The sequence below is a fragment of the Clostridium sp. CTA-19 genome (genome assembly GCF_054767855.1).
Map to the genome: position 1 here is coordinate 63,526 of NZ_BAAABH010000019.1, position 14,799 is coordinate 78,324.

The 14,799-nt window shown below is 27.4% G+C and carries 13 protein-coding genes; 2 read left to right on the forward strand and 11 right to left on the reverse strand.

Features of this window, described 5'->3' with window-relative positions; translation table 11 throughout:
• Positions 1–49: 49 nt before the first annotated feature.
• On the reverse strand, positions 50–847 hold the full coding sequence (locus tag ACYUE0_RS11780) for an alpha/beta fold hydrolase (protein WP_460270707.1): 798 nt from the start codon (positions 845–847) through the stop codon (positions 50–52).
• Positions 848–903: 56 nt separating this feature from the next.
• Positions 904–1,434 carry a signal peptidase II gene (locus ACYUE0_RS11785; RefSeq protein ID WP_460270708.1) on the reverse strand — a complete coding sequence of 177 codons (531 nt, stop codon included), beginning with the start codon at positions 1,432–1,434 and terminating at the stop codon, positions 904–906.
• A gap of 494 nt (positions 1,435–1,928) precedes the next feature.
• Between ACYUE0_RS11785 and ACYUE0_RS11790 the strand changes: the two genes are divergently transcribed.
• On the forward strand, positions 1,929–3,224 hold the full coding sequence (locus ACYUE0_RS11790) for a hypothetical protein (protein ID WP_460270710.1): 1,296 nt from the start codon (positions 1,929–1,931) through the stop codon (positions 3,222–3,224).
• A 446-nt stretch (positions 3,225–3,670) separates the two neighbouring features.
• Positions 3,671–4,966: a hypothetical protein gene (locus ACYUE0_RS11795; protein WP_460270711.1), complete on the forward strand. Its 1,296-nt coding sequence runs from the start codon at positions 3,671–3,673 to the stop codon at positions 4,964–4,966.
• Positions 4,967–5,438: 472 nt separating this feature from the next.
• Here the strand turns inward: ACYUE0_RS11795 and ACYUE0_RS11800 are convergent, their stop codons facing one another.
• The 9 genes from ACYUE0_RS11800 to ACYUE0_RS11840 all read right to left on the reverse strand — a co-directional run bounded on the left by ACYUE0_RS11800 (position 5,439) and on the right by ACYUE0_RS11840 (position 14,577).
• On the reverse strand, positions 5,439–5,960 hold the full coding sequence (locus ACYUE0_RS11800) for a cysteine hydrolase family protein (RefSeq protein ID WP_460270712.1): 522 nt from the start codon (positions 5,958–5,960) through the stop codon (positions 5,439–5,441).
• A gap of 83 nt (positions 5,961–6,043) precedes the next feature.
• Positions 6,044–7,018 (reverse strand): alpha/beta fold hydrolase, encoded by a 975-nt coding sequence (locus tag ACYUE0_RS11805; protein WP_460270713.1) that lies wholly within the window; start codon positions 7,016–7,018, stop codon positions 6,044–6,046.
• 384 nt (positions 7,019–7,402) lie between these two features.
• Positions 7,403–7,666, reverse strand: coding sequence for a hypothetical protein (locus ACYUE0_RS11810; RefSeq protein WP_460270714.1), 264 nt, complete (start codon positions 7,664–7,666; stop codon positions 7,403–7,405).
• Positions 7,667–8,132: 466 nt separating this feature from the next.
• Positions 8,133–8,480 (reverse strand): TIGR04076 family protein, encoded by a 348-nt coding sequence (locus ACYUE0_RS11815; RefSeq protein WP_460270715.1) that lies wholly within the window; start codon positions 8,478–8,480, stop codon positions 8,133–8,135.
• Positions 8,481–8,778: 298 nt separating this feature from the next.
• Positions 8,779–9,390 carry a cyclase family protein gene (locus ACYUE0_RS11820; protein WP_460270716.1) on the reverse strand — a complete coding sequence of 204 codons (612 nt, stop codon included), beginning with the start codon at positions 9,388–9,390 and terminating at the stop codon, positions 8,779–8,781.
• Between the two features lie 674 nt (positions 9,391–10,064).
• Positions 10,065–11,093, reverse strand: a complete 1,029-nt coding sequence (locus ACYUE0_RS11825) for a sensor histidine kinase (RefSeq protein WP_460270717.1) — start codon at positions 11,091–11,093, stop codon at positions 10,065–10,067.
• A complete protein-coding gene (locus ACYUE0_RS11830) occupies positions 11,086–11,769 on the reverse strand; it encodes a response regulator transcription factor (RefSeq protein WP_460270718.1) in 684 nt (227 codons plus the stop codon). Before ACYUE0_RS11830 ends, ACYUE0_RS11825 begins: the two co-directional genes overlap by 8 nt.
• An 11-nt stretch (positions 11,770–11,780) precedes the next feature.
• On the reverse strand, positions 11,781–13,811 hold the full coding sequence (locus ACYUE0_RS11835) for an ABC transporter permease (protein ID WP_460270719.1): 2,031 nt from the start codon (positions 13,809–13,811) through the stop codon (positions 11,781–11,783).
• Complete coding sequence (locus tag ACYUE0_RS11840) at positions 13,801–14,577, reverse strand: ABC transporter ATP-binding protein (protein ID WP_010291824.1); 777 nt, start codon at positions 14,575–14,577, stop codon at positions 13,801–13,803. Before ACYUE0_RS11840 ends, ACYUE0_RS11835 begins: the two co-directional genes overlap by 11 nt.
• Positions 14,578–14,799 lie beyond the last annotated feature (222 nt).

Below are 14,799 nucleotides of genomic sequence, written 5' to 3' on the forward strand. Positions count from 1 at the left end.
TTCACACAAATTTTTATATGTTAAGTTAAAAAAACAATATAAATTATTCTCATAACCCACAAATGAAATTATTTATCTCTTTGTTGACATCATCATAATTGTCTGCATTAGAAAAATGTGATGCTCCTTTGATTATATGCAATGGATACCCATCTTTTTTTGACCATGCTTCGCAATATTGCTTCACTTTTCCCGTTTTATCATATTCACCTAATAAAATAAGAACAGGAAAATTAAAATGTACCGACTCTTTTCTATCAAAAACTCTTCCATAGGCTATCCCCATCTGCTCAACAATATCAGTTTTACTCATCGGATTTAACATTTTTAGCATCATATCATAGGCATATCTTGTTTTTGAAACCGCTTTTGCCATACTATTACGTAACATTTTATCAGGAATACATTTTGCCATTAATTCAACCTGTTTTAGCCACCATCTGTCTAATACAGAATAGTAAGATAATCCAAATGGTGTTGTATCCAATGCAATAAATGCACTTACTCTATCGGAATATTGTATTGCAAATTCCTGACTTGGATATCCACCCATTGACATCCCCACTAATATAACCTTCTTAATATTTTCTGCATCAAGTATAGATTTTAACTCTATTGCAGTGTTTTCATAAGAAAAGTTGATATAAGGACGAGATTCTCCATGTAATGGAACATCCCATGTAATAATAGTATATTCCTTTGAAAAATATTCAACTTGTTTTTCAAACATCATATGATTTGCAGTTAATCCATGTGTAAAAACAATACACCTTGCATTTTTATCCAAATTTCTATTTATCCAATAATGTGTTATACCACGTTCTGATTTTATAATTTTATGCTCCATATATAATTCACCCAATTTTCTCTTACTACATTAAATAAAAATTATGAAACTTCTGCTTATAATTTTCTTAAAACATATTTAGTAAAATCTTTTACTATATCATCATCAATTTGGCTTAAAACCTTATTTTTTAAAATTAATGATAAAATTACTGATCCTATAAAAACATTAATATATACATCTTTTAAATCGAAGGTGAAAAAAACATTTAATGATATGTAATCTAAACTCCCATTCCAAAAAACCTTGTCAATTAATGAACATATAGCACCAGAAAATATAAATGCATACATAATATTAATAATTTTGTTATCTCCAAATTGTTTATTTAAATATTGATAAAGCTGATATATTAATATACTCATAATTACTACTATTAAAATGTGTATATATTTACCAACGCCTAATTGTAACATAGAATTAAACCATGAATAGTCCCTATTGAACATAGGTTTAAAATATAATAAGGGCGGTAATATAGGGAATTTTTTATCAAAAAACTTGTTGTTGATTATTATTTTAATAATCTGATCTATTGCTACTAAAATAAACACTGATATATAAGTTTTTTTATTTTGAGTTTTCATTTTTATTCTGCACCACCTCATATAAATAATCTTTACATAATATATAAATAAAATTTAATGAAATATATATTATCCATATTGTAACATATTTTGAAATATCACACTATATTTTTTAAGGACATATATTAGTTGTGACCCGCTTTATAATAAAAATATAATTCAATTTTCTAAATTAAAGTTTAAAATTAAATTAACATATTTTATACTTTAGTTTTGTTATAGGGTTCCAAGTTGACTCTTAAAGTTATCTATTCCAAAACTTGGATACCTAAAATAGTGAGACATGCTCCAAATCACTTAGAATTCAACACTGCATCTTGTATAAAAATATTTTAAAGTTATTGAATAAATTTAAATTGGAGCTTGTTTCCCTATATTTACTCTACATTTTCTAAAATCTTAATTATGTAACACTCTATATTCTATATCAATATAATATAAAATAACGAGATAATAATATTAAATTATATAGTATAAATACGGAGTTGATATATATGGCAAATTCACTGGTCTTTTCCGATGTTCCACAAGCATTAAAAACACAAATCTATGGAAGTAACTTAAATCAACCGATAGCTGTTCAAACTGACTCAAATGGTAATTTACTTACTCAATTATCAAATACCGATGGAACTAATAACCCTTATAGTGTACCTTTGACAGCATTTAATGACTTAAGAACAATAATTTTGACACCTATGGCTGGTTGGACTTTTAATTACAACATTAATTCTGATTATATAATAACTACTACAGCTAATGGAGGAACTGCAACTCAAGGGGACTCTATGGCAATATTAAGTACTAGCACTACCAATAATGGTTCTGCGAGAATAGCAACTAGAAAAGTATTACGATATTCTCCTGGATTAGGGGCTTTAGCGCGCTTTACTGCAGCATTTACAGCTGGTGTTAATAATAGTCAACAAATTATAGGTCTAGGCGATGATACAGATGGCTTTTATTTTGGATATAACGGTACTAACTTTTCAATTCTACGTATACAAAATGGTACCTCAAACTGGACTTCACAAGCTAACTGGAATGTAGATACAATGGATGGTACTGGTCCTTCTGGGATGACACTTGATCCTACCAAGGGTAATGTATATACAATTCAATTTCAATGGCTTGGATTTGGCGTAATAAATTATTATGTTACTTCCACAACAACTGGTCAACCTATATTAGTCCATAGAATTGAATATCCTAATACTGCTATAGTACCATCTGTTTATAATCCTAGTTTCCCTTTAACAGCTAAAGTTGTTAATAGTGGTAATACGTCTAATGTAGTATTAAAAACACCATCTGCAATGGCATTTTGTGAAGGTGATGGCTATTCTCAAGCAATAATCACTAGAAATTCTATTTCTAGTTCCACTGGTTCACTGATACCAACACAACTAAATGTACTAACTTTATTAAACACTTCTACTTTTGTCGGTAAAACTAATAGAACTCGTATACGTTTAGATTTTGTTTCCACTAGCATTCAAGGTACTGGTGATGTAAGATTTGATTTAATTAGAAATGGTACTTTTGGACTTCCATTGACATATACTTCAATCAATGCTAATACCAGTGTTATTCAATATTCTACAACTCAAACATCTGTTACTGGTGGGCTTCAAATATTCACTTTTGAAGTTCCAGCAAATTCAGGCTCTCAATTATTTTTGAATTCATTAAATATTCTTCTTGCTCCAGGTGAAACCTTAAGTCTTAGGGCTACCTCTGGTTTGCTTACTCAAATTGATTGCTCTTTTAGTTGGGAAGAGCTATGGTAAACAAGATTTTTATTGTTTAAATTTTAATTTAATAACTTTTAATAACAAGGAATCTTTTATTATTATTTTAAAGATTCCTTATTAATTTTACGAAGTTATTATTTTATTTTTATCATATTTAAAATTTCAATATAAATATAATTATTTTACCTCTTTTTTAATTGAGGTCATATATTAATTAAAATTTCAAAGAACATTTTAATTCCCACTTCAACAAGATTATGTCATGAAACATACTTCACATTGATAAACAAATATAATGTTATCATGAAATAATTTTCATATATTGTAAATATAATATTATTTAATCTTAAAACAGCATGTGTATCTTAAATTAATTGTTCTTAAATCTGAATTATGTAACACTACATATTCTATATAAATATACTATAAAATAATGAGATAATAATATTAAATTATATAGTATAAATACGGAGTTGATATATATGGTAAACTCATTGGTTTCTTCCAATGTTCCACAAGAATTAAAAACACAAATATATGGAATTAACTCAAACCAACCTGTAGCTATTCAAACTGACTCAGATGGTAATTTGATTACTCAATTATCAAATACTGATGGAACTAATAATCCTTACAGCATACCTTTGACTGCATTTAGCGACTTAAGAACAATAGCATTGACACCTATGGCTGGTTGGACTTTTAATTACAACATTAATTCTGATTATATAATAACTACTACTGCTAATGGCGGAACTGCAACTCAAGGAGACTCTATGGCAATATTAAGTACAAGTACTGCCAATAATGGTTCTTCTAAAATAGCAACTAGAAAAGTATTACGATACTCTCCTGGATTAGGCGGATTAGCACGTTTTACTGCAGTATTTACAACTGGTGTTACTAATAGCCAACAAATTATAGGTCTAGGGGATGATACAGACGGTTTTTATTTTGGATATAATGGTACTGACTTTTCAATTCTACGTATACAAAATGGTACCTCAAATTGGATTTCACAAACCAATTGGAATGTAGATAAAATGAATGGTACTGGACCTTCTGGTATGACACTTGATCCTACAAAGGGTAATGTATATACAATTCAATTTCAATGGCTTGGATTTGGCGTAATAAACTATTACATTACTTCCACTACAACTGGTCAACCTATATTAGTCCATAGAATTCAGTACCCTAACACAGCTATAGTACCATCTGTTTATAATCCTAGTTTTCCTTTAACAGCTAAAGTTGTTAATAGTGGTAATACGTCTAATGTAGTATTAAAAACACCATCTGCAATGGCATTTTGTGAAGGTGATGGTTATTCTCAAGCAATAATTACTAGAAATTCTGCTGCTAATTCAGTTTCTTTAAGCACACCGACAAACCAAAATGGATTGACTATTTTAAACACCTCCACTTTTGCTAGTAAAGTTAATAGAACTCGCATACGTTTAGATTTTGTTTCTACTAGTGTTCAAGGAGAAAGAGCTGTTCTATTCAAGTTAGTTAGAAATGCTACTTTTGGAACTACACTTTCCTATACTCCAATCAATGCAAATACTAGTGTTATTCAATATTCTACAACTCAAACTTCTGCCACTGGTGGAATACAAATATTTTCTTTTGAAAGTCCAATAAATTCGGGTTCTCAACTATTTTTAAATTCATTAAATATTACTCTCGCTCCTGGTGAAACTTTAACTCTTCAGGTAACATCTGGTAATAGTACTCAACTCGATTGTTCTTTCAGTTGGGAAGAACTATGGTAAAGGAAAATTTTTATTATTTAAATTTTAATTTAATAATTTTTTAATAACAGGGAACCTTTCAATAATTACTTTAAAGGTTCCTTGTTAATTTTATAGAGAAACAAGCTCCCACTTGAATTTATTCAATAACTTTAAAATAATTTTATATATAGAAGTACTGCTAATTAATGTTACTATTTTTTGATGAATTCTCTCTAAAATATCTACAAAAAATATACAATATGATTAAAGGAATAATATTACCATAATCAATTGATTTAACAAAGATAATATCCATTGCTATATTACATACGATTAATACAATAGAAATTATAGAAACTACAGTTAGAATTTTAGACGATAACTCAATTACTTTTTTATTATTAATTATTGCTCACCTCACTTTATAAGACTTATTTAACCTTTTAATACTATTCTAAATTAATTATAACCTGTTTGGTAAACACCGAATTATTCAGTTTTTAAAGTACTACTATTTCATTCTTTCAAGTGTTTCATCCATTGAAATATACTCTGCATATCTACCATTCCACATAAATTCATTGTAATACTTATAGCTTTGTTCCGCTGACATAAATTTATTATATACTGTTGTATTTGCATATGCTGGAACTATAATATTAAATCCATGTTCAAATCCACACTTTATAGTAGCATCAATACAGTAATCTGTTTGCAATCCTACAATGATTATATTTTCTTCACCTTTGTCTATTAAATATTCTAATAAGCCTGTCCCTTTAAATGCACTATTAACAACTTTATCAAATATTTTTTCTTCATTTATTGGTTTAAATTTTTCATATATCTCGAACCCATCATTTCCTTTTGTTAGCTCATTTCCTATCCCATCATCATGACGTACATATATTACTTCAACATTATTTAACCTAGCCTGATTTATTATTTTTTTAACATTAGATACAAACATATCAAATTTATATAATTTTTCATTTGTTATTAATTTTTGCGTATCGATAACTAATAAAACCATTTTTTCTCCTTTTCAAATTCCCATTTATGCCTTTAACAAAGGTAGCATATTTTGTAAATATAAAATTATTTAAATTAAATTTATTAATATAAATCTACATTAGTCTTTTCTTTATTATTAATGTCTATCAAAGCATCAAAAAATAAATCAGGTTGATCTATCATTGTCATATGTCCAGCACTAGGTATTAAATATAATTTTTTATACGGTGCATTCATTTTTTCAAAGTATTTTTCAGCAATAACATAAGGAGTTTGCCAATCATTTTCACCTAGAATATAATACATTGGCACTTTATATTCTTTAGATTCAGAATTTAAATCGAACTGAAATAGAAATGCCAACAAACCTTTATTTGCTTTGTTCCCTTTAATTGCTGCAGAAATATCAGAAAACTTTAAAATAGGACTTTTAAATACAGCTACAAGCATAGGAAAACCTAAATTTACAGCTAAATTATATTTTCCCTGAATTTTACGTATGTTCATACACTTCTTCATAAAATTATCGTCAAATTTGTCCCCTGGATATTCCCCTAAAGCTTTCAGCTTTTTTAAATCTTTTTTATCGTTACACTGTATAACTAATTCCTTAGCTTTTTCATAACCAACTCGCTCATTTTCAATCATATTGATAACTTGCCCAACTCCAATATAATAAGCTACTTCTTCTGGGTATTGTTTTATAAATATACTACCTAAAGCACTTCCCCAAGAATGACCAAGTATTATTATTTTTTCCCTATTATATTTCTTCTTTAAATATTGAACAACTTCAAATAGGTCTTTTATCATCACTTCAATTGTAGGGTACTTATCTTTATTCTTTGTAAGAGTCTTTCCAGTTCCACGTTGATCCCAATGAACTACTGTAAAAACGTCTTCCCATTTTTCTTGAAACATATATGCAAATAATGATTCTGAACTTCCTGGACCACCATGTAAAAATAACATTACTGGATTATTATAATTTGTACCAGAATGAAATAAATATTGCTCAATTCCATTAATGCATACATATTCCTCAGAATAAATTAGTCTATTGGGCTTATTTTTCATAATTTTAACTCTCCTTTTAACATTGCCATAACTTAACTATTAGTAATTATATCACACACTCATGTTAATGAATGGTTATTTTACTAATAAATATAAGTTTTTCTCACTTTTTAACACCAAGTTATTCAGTTTTTAAATATCATTATTCATATTCATATTTTCAAAAATCGTTACATATTTTGTGGAGATTTTTAAATAACATTTTACTTTATATTTTATTTAAATTGTGACATAAAAATACCGCATATTCAGTTTAGAATAGTACGGTATTTCTAATAATTTATTTAATTTTATAGTTTAGTTGCTAAATGTGAATATTATACCCTACTGACCACATATTTCAGATATTTTTATTTCCGTTGTATACTAAACTAACTTCAAAGGTTACTGAATTGCTTTTTTTCTCTTACTCTTTTCATTAATAAAATAAACTGCCAATAAAATCAATAAAGAAGTCCAATATATTATATTAATGATTATTTGTGATGTTCCACCTACATTACTATATATGCCAAAAGATTTTCTGTAAAAAGCTCCTGTAATAGCCATCATAACTATAAGTAAGTTAAAACTCTTTTTATCTTTACTAAACTTAATTATAAAATATATTCCTATGATAATAGAAAGTAAAATTATACCATAATCCATAACAATATCCTCCCTTCTAACCCGTCATACATTACCATTATTAATTAATTATAATATATTTTTCAAATCTATATTATGCAATCTTCAAAAACACTTTTTATTAATTACTTTATTATTTAATTGAATTATGAAATAAAAAATACCGCATATTCACTTTAGAATAATACGGCATTTTAAGAAACTATTTGTTTTTTTAGTTATAAAGTTAAATAAAATTTATTTCCATAACTTGAATGTTAGATACCCTCTATCTTCATTTTCTTTAAAAATGGCACCACATTTTTCACACATTCTTTTGTATCGTGGATTACATTTTTGAATACTTCCTATAAGGTACACATATTGGCAAGAGCATTACAATACCTTAAATCTAGTTTAAGAATTTCCAACAAAGTATCCCCTACTACATAAAATAAATAATTTTCATTTCACATTTTCTTCAAACTAAGCACAATAAAAATCAAAACTAATCAAAAAACTTCCCCTTATAAAAATTCTCATTGCCAAGTTTCTTTGCCGTCAGCCTGAACATAACACAGCCATCTGGGCATACAATGTCCTTGCTATATTTGCCATCACCGCCAATGTTCTCTAAATCTCCGCCACTTCTGACTGACTCCATGATTGGGAACATAATCATCATGACCTTAGAACAGATACCCTGTCCATCCGCATTTATGGGACAGCCATAAGTGCAAGTATACTTATCCCCGACTTCCTCGCCGTTTCGGCAGTATCGCTCTGTATGGTCACTGCGAAGAAATCCAGTTACCTCAATTTCAAATTCGTACTCCTCATTATACCATTTTTTCATGATTAACCTCCAAATTTCTGTTTGTCTGTATCTCTCATACAAATAATTTTTATTAAAAAGTTTCCTATTATCATGATTCAATCATAACATATTTTGTAAATACCAAACTATCTAATTTTCAAAGAACACTTTTTATTAATTACTTCGTCATTTAATCGAATTATGATATAAAAAATACCGCATATTCACTTTAGAATAGTACGGTATTATAAAAAATTATTTATTTTTATTGTTTGACATTAAATTAGAATATTATAATTTGTTCATATTTTGACAATTCACCTTAGCTTATATATTATTAAAATTCTACTAATATTCTTGCTGGAAGTGCATCTAATCCTTCTATCTTCATTGGTAAACAATATACTTTAAAATTTTCTTCAGGTATATTTTCAAGGTTAGTCAAATTTTCTATAGCATAAGTTTCATTCTTACCTAAATAAACATCTATAAGTCCATGGTTTTTTCCAATGCCTAGACCTAATGTATCTATTCCTATCATATTAACTTTTTTATCTACTAAGTATTCTATAACCTCCATAGAAACTTCCGGATGATTATTATATTTTTCTTCATCTTTAAAATACTTATCCCAACTAGTTTGAAAAAATACATAAACGTCTTCTTTAACACGTGAAAGATCCAAATCACTTAATTTAATTGGTCTATCTATTATATTTGAAACATCAAATTTTATTCCTGGTGATATCAATCTTTCGTTTTTGATTAATACGTCTAATCCCATTACATCAATATGAGTACCCATATTATGAACATCAGCCGAAAAAGATGTTGTGGTATATTCACTTCCACTTTTTGAAAAACGCTTAATTTTTTCAACTTTTAAAGGTTCTGACCCAGCCCTATAAACTCTTCCTATTTTAGTTGTTTGTGTAATATCAATTATCATATTAAATCCACCTTTCAATTGCACTATCTTTATGTTTTGATACATTATAAATTTTTATATATTATAGTAGCAATAAATTGTGTAATAAGCAATATATATTATTTCATATTTTTATACTATTGTAATTTATAGGGAAACAAGCTCAAATTTAAATTTATTCAACAATCTTAAAATATTTTTACACAAGATGTAGTGTTGAATTCTAAGTGATTCGGAGCATGTCTCACTATTTTGGGTATCCAAGTTTTGGAATGAATAATTTTAACAGTCAACTTGGAACCCCATAGGCGTAAAGTTAAGCCTAAAAATTCCAAAATCATAGTGTTAAAAAGCAATAATGAAAAAATTTAAAACGATAGTCTGTGAAAATTTTAAAGAAACTCTAAATCAATTTTCAATGAATAGTTTATTAAATTTTTTATTATTACATAGTGTAGTAATAAATTAAAAAAATGTTTTATTGGAATAAAGTGGCTTAGCTTTACGCACATGCTTGGAACCCTATAACTAATGGTAATTATATTATATTTCTATAATTAAGTATTTTTTCTATACTGTTTGCTTAAGTTCTTAATTAGATTAAATGCTCTAAGATTATATTTTTCAAAATATAATAATTATTTATCATTAAAATTAACAGAAAATTTTAAGACAACAAATACTATCTTTTATACCTATAAATCAATAATCTTAAGAAATATCAATGCAATTTCAAAACCTTTAGTATATTTCTCATTTAACTCTATCTTTATTTTTAATCCTTCTGATACTTGTTTTGCTAGATATAAGCCCATTCCTGTAGAATTTTTTCTTTGTTCCCCAATCATACCAGTAAAACCTTTTTCAAATATAAATGGTAAATCATAAGGTTTAACTCCAATTCCATTGTCTCTTATATTTAGCTTTATGTATTTCTCATTTTCAACTGAAGTAATAACTATTTTTGCCTCAGTTTCTTCGACATCTGTGTACTTAATTGCATTGCTAATTATTTGTCTTATTATAAATTGCATACCTCGTTTATCAGATACAACCTTAAAGTCACCAACATTTAAACTTACGTCTATACCTTTTTCCTGTAATATTACTTTATATTCTTCAATTACTTCTGCACAATTATCATATAATGAAAGTTCTTTAAAAAAGTAATCTTTACAAGTAGATTTTAATCTTGCATAATATAGCATTCTTTCTATATCTTCTTGCATTTTTGTTCTTACATATTGCAATCTTTTATATGCTAATTGTGATATTTCATCTTTTCTATTATCTAACACAAAGGTCATTAATCCTAATGGTGTTTTTATTTCATGTGCCCAAGCTTCTACGTATTCCTCATATTCATCTATTCCTTGCTTATAAGTGTTTATAGTACTTTGATTTTCTCTTAAAATTTCACCTATTTTTCTAATTACATTACCTTCTTCATGATTAAATAAGTTTATAATTTGATTTTCATTATTTATAGTAGGCTCATTTAAATAGTTATAAATTGCATCTTCTCTTTTTAAATCATTTTTGTACAGAATAAATGCTATAGCACAATACAAAATCATTGACCCAATTATCATTGTAGGAAAAATATAACGAAAAGCCTTATCATTGCTAAGCCACAACAGTCCACCAAATATAAAATTTAATATAAGTATAACAATGATCCAAAGTCTATTTTTTATTAATATTCCTCTTATCTTTTTAATCATTGTTTTCTCCTATAGGCTCTAAGGAATACCCCTTTCCTCTAATTGTATTTATCTTATAATTAGTATCTAATTTATGTAAAGATTTCTTTAGCCTTGTCATATTTACATGAAGAGCATTTTCATCAATATATTTTGTTGTACCCCAAAGCTTATCTAATAACATTTCCTTAGTTACAAGCTCCTTATAATTCTCAAGTAGTAATTCCATTATCTTCCCTTGATTTTCAGGTAAGATAACAGCTTTCCCTTTAATGTTTATTGTATACGTTTGTAAATCTAAACTGATATCCTTTATTTCTACAAAATGCCTTCTATCCTCTAAACGACGAAGCAAATTAGTTATTCTTGCTAACAAACGTTCTTTATGACAAGGCTTGTTTATATATTCATCTGCGCCAATATCAAGGGCATGTAACTCATCCTTCATTTGATCACGCCCTGTTAAAACAAGTATTGGAACATTACTTTTATTTCTAATTCCCTTACATATTTCAAAGCCAGATATTTCTGGTAAATTTAAGTCTAATAATACAAGGTCTGGTGAAGCAGTTATAATATTATCTACCACATTAGAAAATTTAATTATAGAAAAGGTATCATATCCTTCCTTCTCTAAAATATACTGGAGCTCTTCTCTCATAAAAAGCTCATCTTCTACAATTACAATCTTCTTCACTATTATCACCCCTAATTATCTTCTCTCTTAACATCCATAAGCTTTAAAATATTCTTATCACTAATTTTCTTTACAAAGTGCATATAAAATAATTCTACCATACATATTAGCACAGTAATAGGAATTGCAATTATCATTAGTTTACTAACCTGCTCTTTCATTTTTATTGGTATAAGACCTGTAAATAATGCTCTTACTGAAAATATGCTACTTATAGCTGCAACTATTATTGGTAGTGAAAAATACCAAGTAATTTGATTTCTTGCAGATTTGCATAACATCTCATAGCTTGCACCAAGATAGGTTAATGATAAATACCTTTTTTTTGTTTTTTCTTGATGCATTAAGAACTGTACTCCCATAACTGTGTTGGCTATCATAAGAAAAATAACTGCTAAGTAAATAGTTGTATAACTTGCTGATACTGTGAAAAATAATTCTCTTCCTATATTTTGAAGATAACTTTCATAACTTATTTCAGTAGTATCAAGTTTTTCATTAACATAACTAATAGCTTGCATTAACCCCTTTTCTCTAACAAATCCCTTATTTAAAGTTACATTCCAATAAGTATTCACATTATTTGGTTTTGTGTATTTGTTAAAAACTTCTTCAGATACTATTAACCCTCTACTTATAGTAATTAACCTATCCGTTACAATACTATCAGAATAATATTTTTCTCCTATGATATATTCTTCACCATCTAAGAATAAAGATGGTCTTTCCTTTAAAGCACCTTCCATTATATCACCAATTTTAAACTGAGGATTTTCATAAAGCGCTACTTCATTATTCTTTAATTCTATAGAAGCTTTACCTTGTAATTCTAAAATCTTATTATATGAATCTACTGAAATTAAATATGGTGAATCAAAGACTTGAAGGTTATTTAATAAAATCTCTTTTTCTTTACCATCTTTTTGATTTTCTACAGCTTTTATTAAGCCTTCTGGTGAAAAAGTGTCACTATATAACATTCCAATTCTCATATCATAAAAACCATCAATATATTTATTTAAATCTAGCTTGTTTATTAAAGACTTTACTTCTTCCTCATCTGCTTGAAAGGTATAATCAATAATATGTGGTTCCTTTGAATTAAATAAGAATCCAACTGATATACCATATGCAAAACAAGTAATTGTCATTAAAACTAATATTGATGAAATAGCCATAGTATTTGGTTTTAGGAATACTGATTCTTGCACTTGCCTAAAAGTAAACATTTTTAATTCATTTCTGTTAGTTTTCTTTTTAAGTATTATTTCAAACAAAACTCCTATTCCTTGAAGTAATAGGAACATTCCACTAAGACCTATTATTACTGTTATTCCAAAGAACTTTAAACTTGACCATGATATTTCCGTTATTGCAATGGTAAATGCTACTGCAAGTAAAATACTTCCTAATAACAACTTAATTGTAACAACTACCTTGTTAATTTTTCTTTTCTTTTCTGATTGGGAATCTGAAAGTAATTCTATAACCTCTTTTTTTGAAAATTTACCACTTAAAATAATAATTGCTACAAATCTAATAATAAAATAGCCAACAATAGTCCCAATAACAGCTGAAATTGAAAAGGTAAAGCTATGTCCTATTATACCTAGCCCTACTATTTTAGCTGTCACTAAACTAATAACTTCTGATATAAAAACTGCTACTGGAATACCAATTGCTAATGACAATATACTATTCCATAACTCTTCTACAAAAAGCATTAATACTAATTTACTGCGTTTCATACCAAGCATTAAATACATTCCAAGTTCCCTGTTTCTTCTTTCTAGCTGATATTTACCTGCAAAATATACAAGAAAGAATAAGATAAATAAAGATAATTCATATAAAACTGGAACCAATAAAAATAACTTTTCCAAAGCCTGACTTTCCATAGTCTTTAAAAATATAATAACATCTTGCTTTTCAAGAGATAAAATAATATAAAATGCAACTATAGACACTATTAATGATACAAAGAACAACCCATTTTCTTTTCGATTTCTTTTACTATTTCTTTTAACTAAATCATAAAACATTTGCACTTCCACCTCCTAGTTGTGCCATAACTAGAAGTATTCTTTCATAAAATGCTTGTCTAGATTCCTCTAATTTTTTATACCTTAACTCATGAAAAAGCTTTCCGTCTTGTATAAATAAAATTCTTGAACAAAAGCTAGCTACATTTGCATCATGTGTAACCATTAAGATGGTTGATTTTTCTTCTTCATTTAAATCAGCTAGTTTTTGCATTAAGGCTTTTGCATTCTTAGAATCTAATGCTCCTGTTGGCTCATCAGCTAAAATAATTTGTGGGTTTAAAATTAAAGCTCTTGCAGCAGCTACACGCTGTTTTTGTCCTCCTGAAATTTCATTTGGAAATTTGTCTAATATATCTTTTATCTCCATATATTCTGCTAATTTTTCTACTTCTACCTTATTATTATCCTGTAATTTATTATGAATAGCCATTGGTAGTAATATATTTTCCCTTGCTGTTAAATTTTCTAGTAATTCGAAATTTTGAAATAGATATCCTATTTTATTTCCTCTATACTTAGCTAATTTGTTACCTTTAAATTTTTCTACATTCTCACCATTTAATAAAATATTTCCTTCTGTAGGATGAGTTGTAGTTGCAATGCAATTAAGTAACGTTGTTTTTCCTGAACCGCTACTGCCCATGATGCCAATAAATTCACCATTTATTACTTGAAAGTTTATTCCATCTAAAGCCTTAGTTACAGAATCTTTTTTACCATAATATTTTTTTAAGTTTTTAACCTCTAATATTCTTTCATTCATTATAATCACCTTTCATGTAATATCCTTATAGCAAATAAATAGAACTCCTAATTTTTATTTGCTTTTCATATTCTATAGGGTTCCAAGTTAAGTTTTAAATTTATTCATTTATCAAATGAGAAAACTCAAATTAATATTTTATCAATAACTAACAGATTATTTTAGTTAAAAGTTAAGAGTGAATAGTGAACAGTTGTGGTTATTACTATTTACTTCGTTCCT

What these genes read in the sequence shown, in the direction of transcription:
- ACYUE0_RS11785 (WP_460270708.1), bottom strand. Translation starts at nt 1,434, where the DNA reads ATGAAAACTCAAAATAAAAAAACTTATATATCAGTGTTTATTTTAGTA.
- ACYUE0_RS11840 (WP_010291824.1), bottom strand. Translation starts at nt 14,577, where the DNA reads ATGAATGAAAGAATATTAGAGGTTAAAAACTTAAAAAAATATTATGGT.
- ACYUE0_RS11825 (WP_460270717.1), bottom strand. Translation starts at nt 11,093, where the DNA reads ATGATTAAAAAGATAAGAGGAATATTAATAAAAAATAGACTTTGGATC.
- ACYUE0_RS11835 (WP_460270719.1), bottom strand. Translation starts at nt 13,811, where the DNA reads ATGTTTTATGATTTAGTTAAAAGAAATAGTAAAAGAAATCGAAAAGAA.
- ACYUE0_RS11790 (WP_460270710.1), top strand. Translation starts at nt 1,929, where the DNA reads ATGGCAAATTCACTGGTCTTTTCCGATGTTCCACAAGCATTAAAAACA.
- ACYUE0_RS11795 (WP_460270711.1), top strand. Translation starts at nt 3,671, where the DNA reads ATGGTAAACTCATTGGTTTCTTCCAATGTTCCACAAGAATTAAAAACA.
- ACYUE0_RS11800 (WP_460270712.1), bottom strand. Translation starts at nt 5,960, where the DNA reads ATGGTTTTATTAGTTATCGATACGCAAAAATTAATAACAAATGAAAAA.
- ACYUE0_RS11780 (WP_460270707.1), bottom strand. Translation starts at nt 847, where the DNA reads ATGGAGCATAAAATTATAAAATCAGAACGTGGTATAACACATTATTGG.
- ACYUE0_RS11815 (WP_460270715.1), bottom strand. Translation starts at nt 8,480, where the DNA reads ATGAAAAAATGGTATAATGAGGAGTACGAATTTGAAATTGAGGTAACT.
- ACYUE0_RS11805 (WP_460270713.1), bottom strand. Translation starts at nt 7,018, where the DNA reads ATGAAAAATAAGCCCAATAGACTAATTTATTCTGAGGAATATGTATGC.
- ACYUE0_RS11820 (WP_460270716.1), bottom strand. Translation starts at nt 9,390, where the DNA reads ATGATAATTGATATTACACAAACAACTAAAATAGGAAGAGTTTATAGG.
- ACYUE0_RS11810 (WP_460270714.1), bottom strand. Translation starts at nt 7,666, where the DNA reads ATGGATTATGGTATAATTTTACTTTCTATTATCATAGGAATATATTTT.